Origin of the sequence: Microseira sp. BLCC-F43 (assembly GCF_041929235.1) — a bacterium.
In the GTDB taxonomy this organism is placed as follows: domain Bacteria; phylum Cyanobacteriota; class Cyanobacteriia; order Cyanobacteriales; family Aerosakkonemataceae; genus Microseira.
The window spans coordinates 84688-105010 of record NZ_JBHFNP010000057.1 but is presented as its reverse complement, the minus strand read 5'-3'; the positions used below and the strand labels follow the sequence as shown (position 1 = coordinate 105010).

The 20323-nt window shown below is 45.1% G+C and carries 17 protein-coding genes; 3 read left to right on the top strand and 14 right to left on the bottom strand.

Annotation, left to right across the window (positions count from 1 at the left end):
- Positions 1–24: 24 nt before the first annotated feature.
- Complete coding sequence (locus tag ACE1CM_RS09925; RefSeq protein WP_374877251.1) at positions 25–459, top strand: hypothetical protein; 435 nt, start codon at positions 25–27, stop codon at positions 457–459.
- Between the two features lie 117 nt (positions 460–576).
- Here ACE1CM_RS09925 and ACE1CM_RS09920 read toward each other — a convergent pair whose 3' ends face one another.
- From ACE1CM_RS09920 to ACE1CM_RS09880, 9 genes are all read right to left on the bottom strand, one after another.
- The gene (locus tag ACE1CM_RS09920) at positions 577–762 is read right to left on the bottom strand and encodes a transposase (RefSeq protein WP_374877250.1); all 186 of its coding nucleotides are present in this window, start codon (positions 760–762) and stop codon (positions 577–579) included.
- A 56-nt stretch (positions 763–818) separates the two neighbouring features.
- On the bottom strand, positions 819–1103 hold the full coding sequence (locus tag ACE1CM_RS09915; RefSeq protein ID WP_374877249.1) for a hypothetical protein: 285 nt from the start codon (positions 1101–1103) through the stop codon (positions 819–821).
- A 54-nt stretch (positions 1104–1157) separates the two neighbouring features.
- Complete coding sequence (locus ACE1CM_RS09910) at positions 1158–3257, bottom strand: acylase (RefSeq protein ID WP_374877248.1); 2100 nt, start codon at positions 3255–3257, stop codon at positions 1158–1160.
- A 335-nt stretch (positions 3258–3592) separates the two neighbouring features.
- On the bottom strand, positions 3593–4114 hold the full coding sequence (locus tag ACE1CM_RS09905) for a hypothetical protein (RefSeq protein WP_374877247.1): 522 nt from the start codon (positions 4112–4114) through the stop codon (positions 3593–3595).
- Between the two features lie 136 nt (positions 4115–4250).
- On the bottom strand, positions 4251–4577 hold the full coding sequence (locus ACE1CM_RS09900; RefSeq protein ID WP_374877246.1) for a hypothetical protein: 327 nt from the start codon (positions 4575–4577) through the stop codon (positions 4251–4253).
- A 19-nt stretch (positions 4578–4596) separates the two neighbouring features.
- The gene (locus ACE1CM_RS09895) at positions 4597–5598 is read right to left on the bottom strand and encodes a hypothetical protein (protein WP_374877245.1); all 1002 of its coding nucleotides are present in this window, start codon (positions 5596–5598) and stop codon (positions 4597–4599) included.
- A gap of 158 nt (positions 5599–5756) precedes the next feature.
- Complete coding sequence (locus tag ACE1CM_RS09890; RefSeq protein WP_374877244.1) at positions 5757–7007, bottom strand: TonB-dependent receptor plug domain-containing protein; 1251 nt, start codon at positions 7005–7007, stop codon at positions 5757–5759.
- Between the two features lie 775 nt (positions 7008–7782).
- A complete protein-coding gene (locus ACE1CM_RS09885) occupies positions 7783–8835 on the bottom strand; it encodes a hypothetical protein (protein WP_374877243.1) in 1053 nt (350 codons plus the stop codon).
- Positions 8836–8911: 76 nt separating this feature from the next.
- Positions 8912–10675, bottom strand: coding sequence for a TonB family protein (locus ACE1CM_RS09880; RefSeq protein WP_374877242.1), 1764 nt, complete (start codon positions 10673–10675; stop codon positions 8912–8914).
- A 265-nt stretch (positions 10676–10940) separates the two neighbouring features.
- Here ACE1CM_RS09880 and ACE1CM_RS09875 point away from each other — a divergent pair, with 265 nt between their 5' ends.
- On the top strand, positions 10941–11594 hold the full coding sequence (locus ACE1CM_RS09875; RefSeq protein WP_374877241.1) for a MotA/TolQ/ExbB proton channel family protein: 654 nt from the start codon (positions 10941–10943) through the stop codon (positions 11592–11594).
- Positions 11578–11979 (top strand): ExbD/TolR family protein, encoded by a 402-nt coding sequence (locus ACE1CM_RS09870; RefSeq protein ID WP_374877240.1) that lies wholly within the window; start codon positions 11578–11580, stop codon positions 11977–11979. Before ACE1CM_RS09875 ends, ACE1CM_RS09870 begins: the two co-directional genes overlap by 17 nt.
- Before the next feature lie 144 nt (positions 11980–12123).
- Here the strand turns inward: ACE1CM_RS09870 and ACE1CM_RS09865 are convergent, their stop codons facing one another.
- The 5 genes from ACE1CM_RS09865 to ACE1CM_RS09845 all read right to left on the bottom strand — a co-directional run bounded on the left by ACE1CM_RS09865 (position 12124) and on the right by ACE1CM_RS09845 (position 20321).
- The gene (locus ACE1CM_RS09865) at positions 12124–12348 is read right to left on the bottom strand and encodes an MbtH family protein (protein WP_374877239.1); all 225 of its coding nucleotides are present in this window, start codon (positions 12346–12348) and stop codon (positions 12124–12126) included.
- A gap of 190 nt (positions 12349–12538) precedes the next feature.
- On the bottom strand, positions 12539–13294 hold the full coding sequence (locus ACE1CM_RS09860) for a class I SAM-dependent methyltransferase (RefSeq protein ID WP_374877238.1): 756 nt from the start codon (positions 13292–13294) through the stop codon (positions 12539–12541).
- A 164-nt stretch (positions 13295–13458) separates the two neighbouring features.
- The gene (locus ACE1CM_RS09855) at positions 13459–14868 is read right to left on the bottom strand and encodes an aspartate aminotransferase family protein (protein ID WP_374877237.1); all 1410 of its coding nucleotides are present in this window, start codon (positions 14866–14868) and stop codon (positions 13459–13461) included.
- A gap of 2 nt (positions 14869–14870) precedes the next feature.
- Positions 14871–19253, bottom strand: a complete 4383-nt coding sequence (locus ACE1CM_RS09850) for an amino acid adenylation domain-containing protein (RefSeq protein ID WP_374877235.1) — start codon at positions 19251–19253, stop codon at positions 14871–14873.
- Between the two features lie 15 nt (positions 19254–19268).
- On the bottom strand, positions 19269–20321 hold the full coding sequence (locus ACE1CM_RS09845) for a TauD/TfdA family dioxygenase (protein ID WP_374877234.1): 1053 nt from the start codon (positions 20319–20321) through the stop codon (positions 19269–19271).
- Positions 20322–20323 lie beyond the last annotated feature (2 nt).

Below are 20323 nucleotides of genomic sequence, written 5' to 3'. Positions count from 1 at the left end.
CAGATTGATAGTTAGGAGTGAATTATGCCCGTCAGTTCTTATGAATTAGACCAAGAAGTGTTTCGATTGCTCAAAGAAGGTAGAGCGCAATTAGACAATTGGCAAGGTGCCGCCAGCGAAATTGCAGATTACGTAGCCAGTTGGGGAGTCGAACGTTTTTGGGCAATGTCGCGTTCTCCCGTACTGCGGGGAGGTGCAATTCCAGAAGCTGGTCAAGGTTCTGAGGAACAACGGCGTTATTTTCCTTGGGCAGTGGCACGGGTAGTTTTGTGCAGCATTGTTAGGGATGATTTGGGAATTAAAGACACAATGACTACGGAGGAGTTTCAGAATCGATTTCGGCAGTTGAATTTTAATCAACAGGTTTTATTGACCGATTTATTGATTGAAATTTCCCTGGCTATTCAGTTTTGGACAATGCGAATGAAGGATGTAAAAGACAGCGGTAATTCTGTTTAAAGGCTCAGAATTTGTTTGGCTTTATAGGTATTGATGGATTCGGAGGTTGAATAATTAGGGTTCTCCAGGACATCTTATGCCAAACTATCAGTTAGATGCCAATGTAGTAAAGATCTTTTAGCTAGCAAAATTATCGAAATTTTTAAACCCGAAAGCACAAGGTTTTAAAACTTTTAAGCGATTATTTATTCCTTCAACCATAGCATTAGTCCTTTTCTGCTCAAAGTAACCGACTATTTCTGCAAACCAGTTTTTGATCGTTTTTACTGTTTTTGGTAAAAAGGTGGAGCTTTTAACAGCCAATCTGCTAATTTTAAAGTGCCTTCACCTAGATTAGTTAGTTGGTGTTTCACTTTTGTTTATGCTTGATTTATTGAGTGTTTAACTAATATTTTAGCATAATATGTCCTGGAGAACCTAATTTTTTCCCAGGAGTTGACGGTTTGAACGTGGAAGCGGATTTGAAGCCAGGGCTGGAAGTTTTGATAAAAATCCAATTCTTCATCGATTGGTAGAATGCCCATTTCCTGGCGAGCGAATTTATACCCTACTAAAAATTGCCTGAGTGCGGTTAACGAAGCATTACCAATGTACAGTCGTGGCTTTTGCTCGATTTTGCCAAGTAGTGCCAAAATGTTGCTCATTTTTCTCTAATTTTAGAGGTTATTTAGTTCTGTTACAATGAATAATCCCTTTACTTATCTTGGCTTTGGGGCGCTTACCGCCCCCTGAAGTTTCAATATCTGACGCGATGCCAAATGAGCTAAAATTTCCTGTCGCGATCGCCAAACCGGACGCAACTTTTTGCCAGCAAACAACGGCAACTGATCGACATTATGTACCGAATTCGGTTGAGTTGAATTCCCATAACTGGTAAGTGCCATCGCTCGTACTGGCTGCGAAAACTCAATCGCCGCCACAAACGAGTCGCCATCGACAGATTTAAATTTTCCATCAGGCTCCGAAGTAAAATCAAGCACCCGAAAAATGCCCAAACCTCCAGCACCTCCATTGGCTGGCAGATCCACCCCTAGCGATCGCAGTCGGTAAACATCACCCCAAGCTACATCTAGCTTCCCATAAGCCGACTTCACCTTTGCAGCTGCCGTTGAAAGCAGTTTAGCCGCGCTTTGAGGATCTGCCAAACCATCGGGCGTAGTACGGGGAGAATTTTCGTTCCAAGGGGTGCTGAACATGCTATCAAAATCCGTATCTTCATACCAGAAAGAAAATAGTACAGCGCCCCGACTATTTGCATCTGCCTTGCGATCCCAAGCATCCAAAACATCGGCAGCTTGACGCGCTAATTCATCCCCATACTTCCTGGCGGCAGGTATCAAGTCATCTAAAATTCGATCTGCCAATTCCATGCGCGTCGAGTGCTTGTACTCGATCATTTCTGCAAACGAAATCCGTTTATCCTCATCGAGCATTTTCGCTGACCGCTGTGCGCGAAAATACATCTGGCCGCGTGGAGCCATGTAAGGCGGGTAATTATTGGCAGCGATCGCCACCGGAAAAGTTGTCGTCCAAGGCGGATCGTTAGCATTCTGCAACCAACCGCTGGCGGGATCTAGAACGCGGGGCAAATCGCTGTAAGGGTGCATTTTCGTCCACAAAGTCGCAGAAGTGTCCCCAGGAATCACACCCGACCAGTATTTAAAATCACCTTGAGAACGCACCGGAACTTGACCGTTGAACAGGTGCATAATATGCCCAAATCTATCCGCATACATCACTGTAAACATCGGCAGTTGCAAGCGCTTTAAAGCTGTTTCAAATTCAGCTAAATTAGTCGCGCGTGCCATATCCCACCATTGCTCTAATACCCCTGGTCGATCGAGTCCGACTACGCGCAACGCCAGGGCTTCCCGATCTTTTTCTGCCACAATGGGGCCGTGAATCGAACGTCGCACGAGCAGTTTTTCTGAGCGCAAAATGCTGTCATTTTGCTTAACTTTCAAGGAAAGTTCTTGTGTCTGGAAAGGTTCAACTTTGCCATCAAAACGGTAACCACCATCGGCTAACGTCAATTTGTAGGCATCCCATCCATCATGGGTGTTAACCGTATGCGTCCAGCCCAGATTATCGTTGAAAGCGATCGCTAACACCGGAATCCCCACCAGCGTCGCCCCGTAGGCATTCATCCCTGGTGCGTTCAGATGCGCTTCGTACCAAAGAAATAAATCTGACCAAGGTAGGTGGGGGTTAGCCAACAGCATCGCCTTGCCGCTTGCCGATCGAGATGGTGCGATCGCCCAAGCGTTAGAACCTAGTGTCTTAGACTTCAACCCCATCTCTTGTGGGGTAGGCATCTTGCCTGCCACTAGAGCCAAATTTTTGCTTAAACTTGATCCAAAAGATGCAACTTCCGCTCGATTAACCACAAACGTAAAATTAAGTACCCGCTGCACGTGAGCCAACAAGTCTTCCCCCTTGACTGGCAACACAACCTCTACTTCATCATCAATTAAATCCCCATGTTCTCGCGCATAAGCATTAATTCCCGCCGCAAAATCATCAAGATACTTGCGAAAATTCGGATTTTGTGAATTATACCAAGAGCGGGCGCGGTCTGGGACTCCCATTGTCAGAACCCAACGATCTGATTCAATATATTTTTCGCCCCAATATTGAGCCGCACGCCCTCGTGCTTGACCGTACAGACGTAGAATTAAATTCCCGTGGCTTTGCATCTGCGCCCAACCAAAGGAATAGAACAATGAGGATGTATCCTTACTGTAGATATGCGGGACGCCGTAGGTATCCCAAAGTATTTCATTAGATGTTGGTGGCAAACTTAACCTAGGGTTTGAAACTAACAAAGCCAGTACCAAACCGAAGATTAATGGTAAAAGTCGGAACGATTTTCTTTTCAAAAGCCAGCACCTATCCTATAACTAATTCTGGACCCCTCTGCTGCTGTTGCTAGCCCACAAGTCCCGATTAAGCCGAAACTTTTCGGGCAATTTCTCCAAAATTCCGCTAACTTGGTGAGGCGCTATCAAAAAATAATAGCTCAGATTGATTATAGTTCGATTGCAACAGTTTTCTCAACTCTTCCTTTGTTAGCGATCGCCTTTGTCTGCCCCGCCAAATATAGACGCTGGCGATCGCGGTTATTTAAAACAGGTTAAGACAGCGGAAAACGATAGATGAAAGCGCGATCGGTGGCTAACACCTCGCTGCCATCTAAAGCGATCGCCGCCTGTTTAATCTCTTCCTTCCAGCCGTCAACGGTACGCCAGCCTCCATCGGTTGGGGATTGGAACCAAGCTTCTACCATGTCCCAAACTAATAATCCCCCAGAACTTGACGTTGCGTGCAGTCCCCCGATCGGTTCACCCGGAGTGATATCGAGCCAGTTACCATTTTGTTGGTGCAGCACGCTAGTTTTTGTCACAATCACCAACGAACCATCAGATTTGCAGACTGCCTGTTGTACGGGTAAATCCTGACAATCGATTTCCTCCAAACTAGAGATCCCCAGCACTGGATTAAAACGATACAGAGGACCACCCTCCCGCACCAAGAGTACCGAATCAGCATCCAACGCCAAAACCTGCTTAAACTTGCGATCGCCCAATTCCTCAATGCGAGTTAGCTTTTTGGGCATTCCCGCTTCGCTGACATAAACCCCCGTTTGGGTTGCCAAGATGAGGTAATCTCCCACAAAGGCCAAACTGCGAAGTTCGCCGTAATGAGGGGTGTTGAGCCACTCTCCGCTCTAAAGAGACGGAGATTCAGGCCAGGAATTAAAGTTAACTTTTCGCTCATTAACAGCTATCTGGTTAACACTTCCTGACTCTGCCCTTGACCGCTCCAAGGGAGAATGAGACTGCCAAATGAGAGGACTCGCCTAATTGTTCGCGGTTGATTTGAAAATCCTTCCAAGCCTCGTGCAAGTACGGCTCCGACCTTTCCCACTGTTGGACAGCGAGATGCAATAGAAGGATACCTTCCTCATTAACAAATCTACTCAAATAAGCACTAAACAGATCGCGATGCATCGCAAATCCCGTTTGGTCAAAATGAACGCGATCTGAAAGTTTCTTTTTGATGCGTTCACCAGTCAAATGAGTTGGCGACAGTGCTGTTTTTTGGGGAGAAAACTTCATGAATGACCCGCCAGCTCTCTCAGCTAATGCGTGCCAATTCGGATTGGACAAAACCAGGAGTTTTAGCATAAATAGCCTTACCGTATCGCTTCTGCCACGATCTAACCGATACATTTTCGGTTTTGATATGTTTACCGTGCCTCAAAATCTCGTTAACAACTCTACGGTTTTGAGACTTGGCATAGGCACTCTTGCGGCGTTCTAACTCTCTCTTCTTCCTGGCGATTTTTTGATATGCTTTAGACTTTTTCCATTGTCGTTTTCCTTTTTTGGGCTTACCTTTTTTAACAACAACTCTGCGTCCTAGATTAGCGATGAAGTCAGGAGCATAGTTTTCTGGATTTGAGCAACGTTGGGAACGTTGCATCTGACGCTGTAAAGCTTTAATTTCCCGATCGTAAGTTGGTACTTGATCTGCAAACGGTAGCAATCCAGCTTCGTTGTCAGAGACGAAGGCAATATTGGAAATATTGAGATCTAAGCCAATAACTCCATCAGCCACATATTTTTTTTCTTTCTGATATGATATTCCTGAGTTGATTAGCTGAACGTACCAACGTCGCTTACCGTTAAGATCTCGCCACAACAATCGAACGTATTTTACCTGAGAATTTAAGCCGTGTTGAATTACAGGGTTGTCCTCGTCGATGATCGGCAACAGTTTTAATTTCCCCCAAACCAACTGGTTGTCTTTCCATCTCACACCTTGCTTGTTAGTTTTACCTTCAACGCTTCTAAATCTACTTGGTATCTTGTACCGGATACTTTTTGCTCGTCCAAATAAAACCTGATCGCTAGCTCTAAAAGCTCTGGTAGCTATGGTTTGTTGGGTATTGGAATCAATTAGTTGAGCTATCCACTTCGAGCGATTGCTAACGATTGTGGCATAGGCTTGAATGTCATAGTCGGAATATCTGTACTCTCGCCTTGCGGCGTTGAAGGCGTCGCTTTTTGCTTTTTTTGATTGGCGATTTATTTGTTTGGCTAATCGGTAAGTTTTACATCTGCGTACCAGATTCATTCTTGCCATTGCTGAGTTGAGACAGGCATTATATAGTTGCCGTGCTGCTTGTCAGCGAGACAGCAATTGTTTTTCCTGAAAGCTGTCTACAATTAATCGCAGTTCTGCGACGAATGTTGATGTCTTACTTTTAGCCAATTACGATCGCACCCTATTAATTACTTATTCAAGTATACGTTGGTCAGTTGCCAACAAAAATCAATATTAATTAAGCTTAATATTGACGGCGGTTGAAACCGCTCGTGTCGCGCTTCCACCCCGCAATGAATTGACGGGGCTACCACGCTCCCGTTATTTTTAGGTGTGACAGAACCATCCGTAAATCTCTGATCTCTCGTCTCCGTTTCAGTTTCCAGGTTGCCCGTGGAAAAGAGTTTGAATCGGTCTACTTCAATCGGTCGGTTAAGAATGCTAATTCCAGCCAGGTAGGCGAAATTGCGAAAGGGGCGATCGCCAACTGCCGCTTCCACGTTCCACGCCTCGCCATTGATGGTATCCTGTCCGCCAAATCCAACCCGTCCCTCCAAGAAAAAATCTGTGGGTAACGAGCGAGTTTGCACGTTAACTCGTCCGGCAATCCCATCGCTTTCAAATTCTGCCGTCGGGTTGCGAATTACTGCCACATCTTCTATCAGAAATGACGGCAAGCGGCGAACTTGAAATTCTCGCTTTTCTCCCCCATCTGGAAACGTCAGTCCATCGATGGTGATTCGAGTAAACTCTTTGTCTATGCCACGCAATCGAACATCATTGTTTTCTCCTGGCGGCCCATCCACGAGAGTCCCCGGCATCCGTTCGATAATATCTCCCAATCGCAGACTATTCCGGAGCGAAAACTCTTCGCGAGTCACCCCGACTTGAGGCACGGGATTGTCTAACTGTTCCTCTTCCTGCGTTACGACAATTTCCAGTTTTGACTCACCGATGGGGTTGAGGCTATAGCTGAAACTCCCCAGAGAAAGCTTCACTTCTTGGCTGGGGAGAGCGTTTTGACCCACGACCCGAATCTGTATTTTGTCAGGAGTAGACTGAGCGATGCTGATTCTGGCGATTCCTGCCGTTGGGTTTTCTTCCTCAAATGCTTGTCCATTGGGCAACCTCAGCACGGTATTGGGAATCTCTGCAATCAGCGTATTTCCCTCCGTGCGGGTGACAGGGTTGAGCGTGCTACCCCTGTTGGTTTCCAGAATGATGTCGATCGTCCCCATTTCGGTATTCACTTTAATTCCCGTGACTTCAACCGGATTGGGTTGTCCTGAATCTTGGGAAAGCAGATCGGCGGCGCGAGTGGATCGCGATTCCCATCGGTTCGCTGACTGTTGCGTTGTCTCTTGTGCTGGTGCTAATTGCCCATCTTCTGTAATTGGAATCTCCTCTGCTGCGCTAGGCTGCATTGCCAATACTGTCATGGTCAAGGCCAACAAATGAATTGTATTTGATATAAATTTTCCCATAGATATCCTTAGCAAAACAACCAAAAATGTTTGCATCTGAACTTTAACTATTTAGTCAAATAGCTATCTGCCAGTGAGCTTAATTCACGGCATACCTGGAGAGTCTTAATACTCCTATGATTTAAACCCCAACAGAAATCAATCTTTAACCCAATTTGAATCGGTTTTATCTCTCTAAAATAGAAAGAATTCTTTAGAAAAATTCCTGATTTCGCAGAGCAATTCGGTGAAAATTGTCTGATTGACTCTGTAAGATTACACCCGTGAAGGCATACTACCTTTATCAAAAAAAATTGTCAACACTATTGCGATAAATTTTCAACATCTAAAAAATAGACGATTTAGACTCCCCAGTCGGGTCGCCCTAAAAAGCCTTGGATTCCCGCGTTCCTGGGTCGAGCGGTATTTAAATCTTGGGGGTCTACCCCTGAGAGGACGGAGAGATGGGGTGATATTAGTGCAAATTTATTGCATTAGTTATTGCAAGCTTAAATCATCCCCTTGCGGGGTTATGTAAATGCAAACTCCAGAAAATGCAGGACTTACAAGGGCTGGCATATTTTTTCTGTAGGGTGCGTGACGCTGCGAAAATATTTGAACGTAGCAATAAGACTTGTGGCGTCACGCACCAACCACCGTTCGCGCAGCGTGCCGGAGGCATATTGTGACAGTTGCGTAAGTCCTAAAATGGTTAAGGTGACATTTTCAAAAGCCAGCACCTATCCTATAACTAATTCTGAAACTGTCCGCCTTTCCAAGTTCCTTGCAACCTCGTACCGTCGGCATAAAGATAAACCCCATTACCTTCCTTATCGCCATTGCGAAATTCCCCTTCATAACTGTCCCCGCTGGCGTATTTACACATCGCCCTACCATTGAGACTACCAGCAGAAAATTCCCCATCACAGCGATCGCCATTGGCAAAAATATACGCCCCTCTACCGCTAAATTGACCGTTGACAAACTGTCCTTCATAGCGATTGCCATCGGCAAAGGTAAACACACCCGTGCCGTTAAACTGACCGTTACTAAACTGACCTTTATAAGTTCCTTCCTTCGCGGTTAAAGTTCCCTGACCCTCGAACTTACCGTCCTTAAATTCCCCTTCGTAACGATTCCCGTTGGGATATTGTCGTACCCCTCTGCCATTAAACTGACCGTTGCTAAACTGCCCTTTATAAGTTCCCCCAGAGGCGAAAGTATAAGTTCCTTCACCATTGGGTCGATTATTACTAAATTGCCCTTCGTAACGGTTTCCATTGGCATAAATACAACTCCCATTTCCGGTTAGCTGACCTCCACTCAGCGTTCCCGTACATTTATCCCCATTTTTGAAGGTAAAAGTCCCGGTTCCTTCTGGATTGCCATTTTTGAATTGTCCCTCAAGACGATTGCCAGCCGCAGAGATATACACTCCGGTTCCATTTGGCACACCGTTGACAAACTCTCCCTCATAGCGATCGCCGTCGGCAAACGAGCGCACTCCCTTACCATTAATTTGGTCGTCTTTAAACTCTCCCGTATAGCTACCCTTATCGGCAAAAGTGTAAGTTCCAGTCCCTTCGCGCTTGCCATTGACAAAATTGCCTTCATAGCGATCGCCATTGGCATAAGTACAGCTACCTTTTCCATTCAGAGTGCCGTTGCTAATTTCTCCCTGACAACGACCCCCATCTGGTAATGTCACCTCTGCTGCCGTCGCTAGCCCAGATGGAACGAGTAAACTAGCTATACTCAAACTCGCAGTTATTAGTAGTGCTATGTCAAATCTTAAACGAAACATAAAACATCCTCTTAAAGTTGGATTAATTAGTTATTAGTAAGCAATTTTTGTTTTGACTAGCGTGAGCGCGCCTAAACTATCCTCCCAGGGTAAAGGTGATTCCCATTCGCACTCGTAGAGGTCGGCTTCCTGGTGGAGCAAATCTCATCTTCCTCACCGCTTCAATCGCTGCACCATCGAGGTCGCGATCGCCACTAGATTCTGCCAGTTGCATATTCATCGGTCTGCCACTTGGATCTAACACAAACCGAATCACCGGACGCCCTTCCACGCCTCGCTGTGCCAGACGCCTCGGATATTCAGGTTTGCAAGAAGAGAGACAATTCAATCCCTCACCATCCACCTCAGTAGCATCTCCTCCATCGTCAGTTCCTGGTTCCGCATTACTAGGTGGACGCGGCGGTACTCCTCGATTCACTGCTACCCTTCCAGGTAATCCAGATGATGGCAATCCATTTTCTTCCCCTGGTATCGAACCACCCGGAAAATCACTGGAGTTATCTAAACTCGGTCTGCTTTGTCTGGAACCCTCCGTACTCCCTGGTAGCGCAGTACTTCCAGCTACGGGGCGTCTTGGGGCCGTGCCTCGATTTACTGCTACCGTTCCCGGTACGACCGATGATGAGGTTGTGGCGTCTTCCTCTGGTATCGAACCACCCGGAAAATCACTGGAGTTATCTAAACTCGGTCTGCTTTGTCTGGAACCCCCCGTACTCCCTGGTAGCGCTTGACTTTGTGCCACTCTTCGTTGGGGAGGTGTTCCCCGATTCACCGCCACCGTTCCTGGCGCTGTGGGGGTTGAGAATGTCTCTTCGTTTTCTGGAATCGATGCACCGGGGAAACCTTCCGAACTGTCCAAACTCGGTCTAGTTTGTCTGGAACTTCCTGTATCACCCGGTAGCGCTTGACTTTGTGCCGTCTGTCGTTGGGGTGGCGTTGGTCGATTGACTGCAACTTGTTGCGGTAGGGTTGGCAAAGTGTCCGAGGATTCTACTGAATCGCGGGATGTTTCCGGTGTTACCTCATCTCTAAAAAGTTTATTGTCCTCCCTTGGTGCTGGCAACAGGGGTCGGGAGTTCCCAGATAGCCTTTGTGGTGTTTCCGGTTGCTTCGCTGCCACTGGATCGGGGAGCGGTGATGGAGTATTTTCTGCTACTGGTTCCTTGGGGGTAGACGGCCTCAAAGGCTCTGTAACTGGCCTCGAATCCTGCTTTGGCGTTGGCGGTAGATTCTCTGCCACCGGCTCAGGCGGTGGCGTTATCTCTGGCTCCGGTACGACGGGTGTTGTAGGTGTGACAACGGGTTGCGGTGGTTCTGGTGGCGGAGTTTGAGGCAAGGCTAAGCGTGGCGGTTGAATCGGTGGCGCAGTGACAACGGGTGGGGGTGGTTCTGGTGGTGGAGTTTGAGGCTCGACTGGTTTTGGCGGCTCTTTCGGTTGTTGTGCTTGGATAGGAGGCGGTGGCAGTACCCTCGGCGTGACAACTGGTAATGGTGGTTCTGGTGGTGGAGTTTGAGGTTCCACTGGTTTTGGCGGCTCTTTCGGTTGTTGTGCTTGTGGCGTGACAACTGGCGATGGCGATGGTGCCGGGGGAGAGGGTGAAACTTTTGGTGAGGGTGGTGGTGTTTCCTCTGCGGGTGCATCGACCATTATGACTTCAATCGGATTGTCTGCAAGTGCAGGCTGTCTATCCCAAAGCATCGTGCCAATAAACAGCACGAGGGCGTGGAAAACCACAGACCCCAACAGGCTGTATGTCAGAAAAGACCTTAACTCCTCCTCTTCCTTTTCTCGCTGGTTAACGCCTATCACCGAAAGACTCATATTGCAATTTATTTTCATCTGCTTTGAGTCAGGGTAAGATGCTCTGTCCACCCATGTCAAGCAAAAAACTGAATAATTTCTAAATTTAATGCCGTTTTAATCCGAAATTTTTACACAAATCTTTACAAAAATTTACCTAAAAGTTGGTAGTCAATTGCTCAAAAAATTAAAAAACACTTGACATAGATTAGCAGTAAGATTAGGCTTTGATGAGATGTTAGCCTTGCCAGAGCAGCGCTCTGGTAGGTAACAACAGCATTCTGGATTACCTGAAACACAGCAGATGGGATTTAGTAAACTGTTTTCGGCGGGCGGCATCGTCATGTGGCCCCTACTGATATTTTCTGTAGTAGCGATCGCATTAATCTTCGAGCGAATCGCGTTTTGGTTTCGCGTTAACCGACGACAAACACAGGTGGTGCGAGATGTGTTAACTCTCTACCGCCGCGACAACGTAGTTGGTGCAATAGATAAACTCAAGCTCAATGCCGATTTGCCAATAGCGAGGATCTTTCTCGGCGCTTTGCTATTGGAAGATCCGAACCCGGAAGAATTTCGCTTGGCATTGGAAAGCGAAGCGCAAGCTGAAATCCCCGTCCTCAAAAGGTTTAACAACATATTCGATACGATTATCAGCCTTGCACCGCTACTGGGTTTATTAGGTACGGTGACGGGATTGATTGCCTCGTTTGGTTCGCTGACTCTGGGTGACGTAGGCGGAACAAAAACCGCCAGTGTCTCGGCGGGAATCAGCGAGGCGCTGGTTTCTACCGCGACGGGATTGGTTGTTGCCATTTTTACGCTGTTATTTGCCAATACATTTCGCGGGTTTTACCTGCGCCAAATTGCTCGAATTCAAGAATATAGCGGTCAATTAGAACTGCTGTATCGCCGTCGCTACGAACGAGGAGAGAAATCTTATGCGCCTACCCGATGAACCAGATATCCCGCCTCAGATCAACATCGTGCCGATGATCGATGTGGTGTTTGCGATTCTGACATTTTTTATTATGTCTTCCCTGTTTTTAACGCGGTCGGAAGGGTTATCGGTGAATTTGCCTTCTGCATCGTCGGGGAAAAGCCAACCACCTGCATCTGTGACGGTGACGATTGACGCGGAGGGAAAGTTAGCAGTCAATCGCGAGTCTATTGGGTTGGAGGGGCTTGAAGGTGCGGTGCAAAAGCTGCGAAAGCCGGATCAAGAGTTACTAATTGTATTGAATGCGGATAAAGCGGTTAACCACGGGCAAGTCGTGCAGGTGATGGATAAGTTGCGTCGGATTGAGGGGGCTAAATTAGCGATCGCCACTCAGAAACCCTAGTTTTCGTTGACATTGAACTTACGCCAACATTTTATATGTAGGGTGCGAAGCGCGATCGCGTAACGCACCTTCCACCATATTTATTGTTGCTGCGTAAGTCCTCTTTTTCCTTTCCTCCTTCCCCGTTAACCGAACAGGATCGCATTAGGTTGCTAGTCCAGACTCCTCCATCTTCTTGCGTAAACTAAGCGGCCTCATATCAGTCCACACTTCCTTGATATATGCCAAACATTCTTGTTTCAGACCGCTTTTACCAGCGTCTTTCCAACCGAGAGGATTTTCGCGCGAGGCTAACCATATTGAATACTGTTCTTCATGATTCACAACTACTTTATAAAGTGCGGTGTCATCTCGATCTTCCCAAGTCATTTTTTCTTCTCCTTGAATTGAGTTTTAGCGATCTTGAAAACAGGACTTACACTTGGGCGTTCCTACCAGCTTTGTTTCTTGCTGCGATGTAGAGAAGTTACATTTAACTTCTCTACATCAAAACGATTTTTCAGAGAAACCCGGATGGGTGCGCGTAAGTCCTAGAGGAAATAGCCGTTATTTTTGGTGACTACCTAGTGAGTGGCTTACGACAAACAAAGTAGGCATTACCAGCGGCTCTCTTTACTCCCAGATCGCGTTCCGCATCATAGACACAAACTTCCGTAAAGCCTACACTCTCCAGAACCGACTGAACTTCAGCACTGGAATAACATTTTTCTAGCAGCGTCGTGTCTTTTCGCTGCCAAGTTCCCTCTACTAAGTAGAATATAGTGATATTAAGTTTACCGATTTTATTTTCTGGATTATAGCTCTGTTGAACAGCCCAGGCATAATCATCTTTGACATCGCCAGACATGCCACCGTTCCAACCCGACTGATACTCTTCTTCCAAAAACATATTGAACAGAAACCAGCCATTTTCTAGCAGTGCTGCATACACATTACGGAAAACGCCTGCCAATTCTTCAAGCGTCATCACGTAGTTCAAGGCACCCATCGAAACAACTGCATCAAAAGTAGCAGGCAATTTGAAAAAGCGTGCATCATCAAGGATAAATTTCCCGCCTGAAGCGTTTATCCTGGCATAGGATAACATTTCCTCCGAGCCATCAATTCCAGTTACTTGGTAGCCTTTCTTTAATAGCTGTTGTGTGACTTGTCCCGAACCACAACAGAGATCGAGAATTTTTGCTCCCTCAAGCAAATGGGGTAACAGCAATTTTTCTAAAGGCGGTAGTGCTTTCTGGCAAACATCTGGTGCCCATGATTCGTTGTATATCCGAGCAAAAGGGTCATAGCTGGTAAAAAGAGTTGTTGAAGACATCAAAATTTCTCCTAGATAAACTAATGGGTTTGAAATGAAATAGGCGTAACTGGCTGAGTGCAATTTGATCAACAGGACTTACGCAGCAACACCATATATGCTGTTGCTGGTGCGTTACGCTTCGCTAACGCACCCTACATCTAGAGTGTCTGCGCCCGCTCAATTTACACAACTTGGACAGCGTTTCGTTTCAGAGAAATACTCGGTAAAAAGCCGCCTTCTCTCAGTTCCTGAATGCTATCTTTAACCGCCTGAATCGCGTATTCAATATCTTCATCTGAATGAGCAGTAGACAAGAAATTTCCCGCGCCTCGGAGCAGGACTCCTTTGTCTAGCAGATGGTAAAATAACAAATCCATACTTGCGGTCGCCGCCCCATGATCTGAAACTTCATCAGTTCCCAAAGCAGCAGGGCCAAAAACCGAACCAAAATGCGCGAGTTGAATGGGCAATTCTTCTTCTTCAAAGCAAGCATTTAGCGTTTCAACAAATTTTGACGTGCGTTGATTCAACTGCTGCTGAAGCGCAGAACCCTGATTTTTTAGATATTTAAGTACAGCAAGTGCAGCAGCAATTGAGAGTGGATGCTTGCAGTGAGTGCCTGCAAAAAATGTCTTTTTTGTTTGAGGAAAAGATTCATCTCCATAGTTCCATATTCCGCCATCAATTGCATCCATATAAACTGCTTTGCCAGCTATAACACCGATTGGCATACCGCCACCGACAATTTTTCCGTAAGTAGCAATGTCTGCTTGAATGCCAAAGTAAGCTTGCGCTCCACCGGGATGAATTCGGAAACCCGTCACCATTTCATCAAAGATTAATGCAATTCCTGATGTTGCTGTCAATTGTCTGAGTTGTAACAGAAATTCTTTGGGTTGTAAGTTAGGTCGGCGGGTTTGCACGGGTTCAACTAGAACAGCCGCTAACTCATTTTGATGAGCTTTTATCATTTCAAGGGACTGAGGATTTCCGTAGTCTAAAACCAAAATATCTGTGACGAAATTTGGCAGGACTCCGGGTGCAATTGGTAGAGTGTGGAAATTTCCATTTTCTGTTGGCGCTTTGGCTAAGGTTCCATCAAAATGACCGTGATAAGAACCTGAAAAAAGAGCAATTTTGTTACGACTTGTGACTGCTCTGGCAATACGCACTGCTGTCATCACGGCTTCTGTGCCTGTGTTGCTGAAAGCTACTCTTTCCATTTGCGTTAGTTCGCAAATTAATTCAGCGACTTCACCAACCATTTCTGTTTGTGGTCCAATCTGGATGCCTAGTTCTAGTTGCTCTTGCAATGCTTGTTTAATGAAGGGGGGATTGTGACCAAAAAGATTGATGCCAAATCCCATGATTAGGTCGATATATTCGTTGCCATCAATATCCCAAACTTTGGCACCAAAAGACTGCTTTGCCACAATCGGATAGAACACCTCTTTGAAGAAAGGATTGAATCCATCCGAGGCTCGGTTGTCAGCTATAATCGGGCGATATTTTTGGGCAAATTCTTTAGAATTTTGGGTACGCTTGTTGTAGCGTTTGACGAATTTTTCCAGATAGTCTTGTTGCAAATTCATTTTTATACCTCTTGTGTTGGAGCATTTAAAAAGCCGCTGCGAATTAGATAGGCGAAGTAGGTGCTGAGTAATTGGGTATTGACTGGCGGACAGGTAATAGAGGTTTCTAGGAGTCCGTTGAGGGTATTTTGGCAGTCGAATTGTAAGGTGGCTTTGCTGTTGCGATCGCTAGCATTTTCATAAAAAGTAGAAGCAAGGGGATACAAAGCATTTTCTGGGTTATTTTCCGCAATATTTAGCATTTCTGTTTGCCAACTTGAGTAGGAAATTTGCTTGAGTGGATAGCCCATTGAGCGAATCCAATTCACCAATTCATTCCAATGGACAGAGTGGGGATTTACGAGGTGAAAGGCTTTCCCCAGAGATGATTGTTGTTTGGATAGATGAGCGATCGCTTGACTAACATAATCCACAGGTGTAAGGTTCACCATTGCATCCAAATTAGGGGCATATCCGAGTTGGATACAGCCTTTAATTGTTCTGAATGTATGGTCGTTGGTATTGCAAACGCCTGTTTTACTATGTCCCGATATCCGTCCAGGTCGATAAATCGAGACAGGGATACCTCTAGAAGCCGCGATCGCTACTAATTTTTCAGCTACCCATTTACTCTGAGAATAGCCATCATGTATCAGTTCGCTATTGTCGATTTCATCGGCTTCTCGAACTACGCGAATTTCGTCACTTTCTGATGCAGAGAAAACAGAGGTAGTGGAAATAAAATGCACTGGCTTGACTTTAATTTTAGCTGCCAATCTCAATATTTCTTCGGTTCCTAAAACATTGGCAGCTTTGAGGGCAGAATAGGGATAAGTGAAGTTAACCAATGCACCGTTGTGGTAGATAACATCAAGTTGTTCTGCTAGTGCTAGAAATTCCCGATCTGCAAGACCTAAAAACGGCTTAGATAAGTCTCCTACTACTGGAATAATTCTAGAACTGAGATGTTCGTTCCAGAGTAAATAAGATTGGAGAGTATTTTGAATTCTCTGTTTGCCTTCTGTTATATTGGCAGAACGTACCAGACAGTAAATATCTGCCTCAGTTTGTTGGAGAAGTTCAGAGAGTAAAAAGGCTCCGAAAAACCCTGTGACTCCAGTTAAAAAGATAGCAGTGGGCTGAGTTTTCAGTTCAAAGGGTACATTATTAGGGCGAATTGTGGGGTCTAGAACTGCTTCATTGTCGATCGCGATACGGCTAACGCCACACTTCGCGATCGCATCTTTCTTACTAATTTCAAAACCTGATTTTGTTGGCATTCCCATTTCGATACGTTCAGCCATTCCTGCGACGGTAGGCGCTTCAAATATACTGCCCAAGGACAAGTCTATGGAAAACGTTTTTCGCACTCGCGCCAACACCTGAGTAACTAACAGAGAATGTCCGCCTAATTCAAAGAAGTTGTCATAAATTCCTACCTGTTCGACACGCAAAACTTCAGCCCAAATTTCGGTTAATTTCTTTTCGATAGGAGTACGAGGTCTTACAAAATTTGCTTGCAAATCAGGGCGTATTTTCTCTGGTGCTGGCAACTTTTGCCGAGCGACTTTGCCGTTGGGCGTCAGTGGCAAAACCTTGAGCATTACGTAAGCAGAAGGCACCATATATTCAGGTAACTTTTCTTTTAAAAAATCCCGCAAATCACTGGGGTTTAGATTTTGAATTGGTAATAGGGAAGTGGGGACATTGTTTCTCTGCACTACATAGGCAACAAGGCGTCGATCTCCTGGAACATCTTCTCGCGCCAAAACCACACATTCTTGCACGTTTGGATGTGTTAAAATAGCCGCTTCAATTTCACCCAATTCAATGCGAAATCCGCGAATTTTTACCTGATGATCGATGCGTCCTAAAAACTCTAAAGTGCCGTCCGGTCTATACCGGGCTAAATCTCCAGTTTTGTAAAGACGCGCTCCCGGTTCTTCGCTAAAGGGGTGAGGAATGAATTTTTCAGCGGTTAATTCAGGTCGGTTTAAATAACCACGCGCCAAACCTGCGCCGCCAATATGCAGTTCGCCAACTACACCAATAGGCGCTAAATTTTGATATTTATCTAATACGTAAAGTTGGGTGTTGGCGATGGGATTGCCGATAGGAATTGAACCTGATAGAGAGGGATTAGATACTTGATAAATGCAGCATCCCACTACAGTTTCAGTAGGGCCATATTCATTAATAAGTATGGTATTGGGAGCATATTTTTGCCAAAAAGCGATGCTTTCGGCGAGAAGATTTTCGCCACCAATGATGAATGCTCTGGTACGACCTGCTGCTTCTGGTGGCGAGAGTTGATGGCTGAGTAATTCTAACTGAGCAGGGGTGATTTTTACTAAGCTAAGGTTTGACCTGTTTCCCAGAGTCGCCGCTATAGTTTCAATGTCGATATCTTGTGGCAGAAGTTCTACTTTTCGGCCTACTAACAGGGGTGAAAATAGTCCAGTGACCGTTAAATCGAAGGCAATAGAAGAGTGAACGAGTGACCCCTCTCCTTGTTCGACAGTATAGGCTTTGGTACACCAAGTAAGATAGTTTAACAGCCCTTGGTGATGGATTAAAGTTCCTTTTGGTTTGCCTGTGGAACCCGAAGTGTAGATGACATAAGCCAGATTTTCAAATGTTATTCTACTGGCAGGGTTTTCTCTGCTTTCAGGCGCGATGATTTCCCAATCTGTATCCAGAGAAACTACTTTAATTCCATCTGTTGGCAATTCTTTCGCTAGATTTTTCTGAGTCAGCAGTATCGGCGTTTGTGCATCTGCAAGGATGAAAGAAAGCCGCTCTTTCGGATAGGTTGGGTCTAGCGGTACATAGGCTCCACCTGCTTTAAGAATGGCTAAAATTGCCACTAGCATTTCCAGGGATCGCTCTAGGTAAAGTCCTACCAAAACTTCCGGTTTAACGCCCAACTTTTGCAAGTAATGCGCTAATTGATTGGCGCGTGCGTTGAGTTCTGCATAAGTAAGTTTTTGATTTTCAAATACAACGGCAATGTTGTTGGGGGTGCGTTCTACCTGTGCTTCAAATAGGTGATGAATAAATTTGTCTTTTGGAGCGGCAGTTTGAGTGTTGTTGAATTCAAATAGTAGCTGTTGCTTTTCGCGATCGCTAATAATTTCCAATTGGGCGATCGCGGTTTCTGCATTTTCAATAGCGCTGCCTAACAAAGTCTGAAATTGTTCGGCTAACCGTTTGATATCATCTGCGGAAAATACATTGCCGTCGTAGTGAAACTCTGCATTTAGCGTATCGTCCTGACGAACGCAAGAAAGTTTTACTTTGAAGCGATCGATGCAAGCGTATGACTTGTAAATTGAAAACGTTACGTCCCCACCAGAATGCTTTACAGGTTGTTCTTCAAACTCAAAACAAAACGGTAAAAAAGACGGATATGCCACCTTTTCTTCCCAACTAAAATACTCCTGCCTTGCGTAAATTTCCCTTGCTGATTCGTTAAGCCGCATCAAAATGTCACCGAACAAGTTATTATCTTCCTGCTCGCAGTGAAGCGGTAAATATTTGGTAAATAGTCCTATTGCTTCTTTCAACTCTTCATATTTTCTGCCATCGCACGCCATGCCGACGATAACGTCGGATTGTTCTGTGAGTCGCCAAAGCAGAATTTGCCAACAAGCTAATAAGAAGACTGAAACTGAGGTTTGGTATTTTTGGGCGATCGCTTCTATTCTCCTTACATTCTCCTGAATCGGCAACGTGAGGAATTGCGGTGCAAATTCCGATTCTCCAGAAGACCAATTTTCAAAAGGCAGTTTTAAAGTTTCAAGAGCGGAGAAATCCTGCTTCTGCCAATACTCTCTGCCTGCTTTTGTATCTTCTGCTTCAAGTAATTCATTTTGCCATTCAGCCAGATTAGCATATTGTAGTGGTTCGTCTAATAGTTCCTCTCCTTGCAAGCAGGCAGCATAGCAACGGCTGATTTCACCTAATAAATTCTTCAGTGCTGTCCTATCCGCACAAAGAGATGGTAAGCTGATAACTAAAACATATTGATTAGGTAATAACCTAATTAAAATAGTTTGGCATAATGAATCTTTCTCAAAATTCAATTTTTGCTCGCTCGCCTGGTCAAATATTCTCTCTATTTCTTGAGTATTTAGATTTTTCAGGGTAAGTTCCTGTAATGATACCGTGCATTGACTTTTTATCACCTGAATAGGAATTTTGATCCCTCTTGTGCGGTGAAAGGCTGTACGAAGAATCTCATTGCGATCGACAACTAGCTGTAAAGCTTCTTCCAAAACCTCTACTTTCAGATTTCCTTGCAAAAGAATCGCACACCCAGCTTGATACGACTGGCTATCTTGTTGTAACAACCACAGACGTTTTTGTTGTGGGGAAAGTGGAAATCCCAGAATTTGTTCTTGCATTTCTCCTGCCCTATTTCAATTTAAAATTTCGTCAAAACTTGTCAATTCGCCCATCGCAACTAAGAGCTTTCTTTCTCCTACATAGGGATTGCGTGCATGAGCAGCCAAAACGTTGTCCAGCGCTAATACATCCCCTTGCTGCCAAGCGAAACAAACTTCCAATTTCTGATACACTTGGCAAATTTCATCCATCACCGAATCTTCAATCGGAGTGCCATCGCCGTAATAGCAATTTCGGGGTAAATCCTCTTCCGAAAATAATGTCAATAGGGACTCGCGAGTCTTTGGATCTAAGCAAGCTGGGTGCCAATGTTGCGCCTGATTAAACCACGACATTTCCCCTGTTTTAGGATGCTTAACCACCGCTGGACGAACAGAACGAGTTCTCAGGCGGTTTCCAGTTTTCCATTCTAATTCAATTCCCGCCTGTCTGCAAATAGCTTCAACTTCCGATCGACTTTCAGTTTGAAAAACTGTTTTCCAATTTAATCCCAAACCATCCCCATAATTTCGCAGATACATCACCTTTTTTTCAATGAATTTCTCCCTAATTTTTAAGTCGATTAATTGAAAAACTTTTCGACTGTCAACGATGGGTGTTTCTCCTCCTTGCTGTGTGGGTTGAAGACAGCAAAAGAAAATTTTCATTGGCCAACGATAGTTGAAAGAGTTTTCGTTGTGCCACAACAACTTTTGCTCGGCTGGGTAAAAGACTGGAGTATAAACATTACCGCTGACTGTTTCTCTGGGATGTTCGCCATTCTCATTGAATAATTCTGAACAAATGGCTAAACCCAATCGTTCAAATGCAGGTGCTGTGTCTATATTGAATCCTCGAAAAAGTATAGCACCATGCTCGTGGAATTTTGTTTCTATAAACTCTCGATTTCCTGCAATCCAATCGACCAAATCGACATCCTTTACAGCAGGCCGCATTACAAAAGGAAGTGTTAATCCCGGATGTAAATAATCTGTCTCAATCAATGCATCTTGTGGGAGACTAACTGATTTACGCTTGAGATTTTTCAGCTTTTGAAAGCTAAGTGTTTCCAAGTCTGAGTTGTTCACAG

Bases quoted from the DNA above. Each gene is read 5' to 3' on its own strand.
- ACE1CM_RS09925 (WP_374877251.1), top strand. From the start codon at position 25: ATGCCCGTCAGTTCTTATGAATTAGACCAAGAAGTGTTTCGATTGCTC.
- ACE1CM_RS09915 (WP_374877249.1), bottom strand. From the start codon at position 1,103: ATGAGCAACATTTTGGCACTACTTGGCAAAATCGAGCAAAAGCCACGA.
- ACE1CM_RS09900 (WP_374877246.1), bottom strand. From the start codon at position 4,577: ATGAAGTTTTCTCCCCAAAAAACAGCACTGTCGCCAACTCATTTGACT.
- ACE1CM_RS09895 (WP_374877245.1), bottom strand. From the start codon at position 5,598: ATGAATCTGGTACGCAGATGTAAAACTTACCGATTAGCCAAACAAATA.
- ACE1CM_RS09890 (WP_374877244.1), bottom strand. From the start codon at position 7,007: ATGACAGTATTGGCAATGCAGCCTAGCGCAGCAGAGGAGATTCCAATT.
- ACE1CM_RS09885 (WP_374877243.1), bottom strand. From the start codon at position 8,835: ATGTTTCGTTTAAGATTTGACATAGCACTACTAATAACTGCGAGTTTG.
- ACE1CM_RS09880 (WP_374877242.1), bottom strand. From the start codon at position 10,675: ATGAAAATAAATTGCAATATGAGTCTTTCGGTGATAGGCGTTAACCAG.
- ACE1CM_RS09875 (WP_374877241.1), top strand. From the start codon at position 10,941: ATGGGATTTAGTAAACTGTTTTCGGCGGGCGGCATCGTCATGTGGCCC.
- ACE1CM_RS09870 (WP_374877240.1), top strand. From the start codon at position 11,578: ATGCGCCTACCCGATGAACCAGATATCCCGCCTCAGATCAACATCGTG.
- ACE1CM_RS09865 (WP_374877239.1), bottom strand. From the start codon at position 12,348: ATGACTTGGGAAGATCGAGATGACACCGCACTTTATAAAGTAGTTGTG.
- ACE1CM_RS09860 (WP_374877238.1), bottom strand. From the start codon at position 13,294: ATGTCTTCAACAACTCTTTTTACCAGCTATGACCCTTTTGCTCGGATA.
- ACE1CM_RS09855 (WP_374877237.1), bottom strand. From the start codon at position 14,868: ATGAATTTGCAACAAGACTATCTGGAAAAATTCGTCAAACGCTACAAC.
- ACE1CM_RS09850 (WP_374877235.1), bottom strand. From the start codon at position 19,253: ATGCAAGAACAAATTCTGGGATTTCCACTTTCCCCACAACAAAAACGT.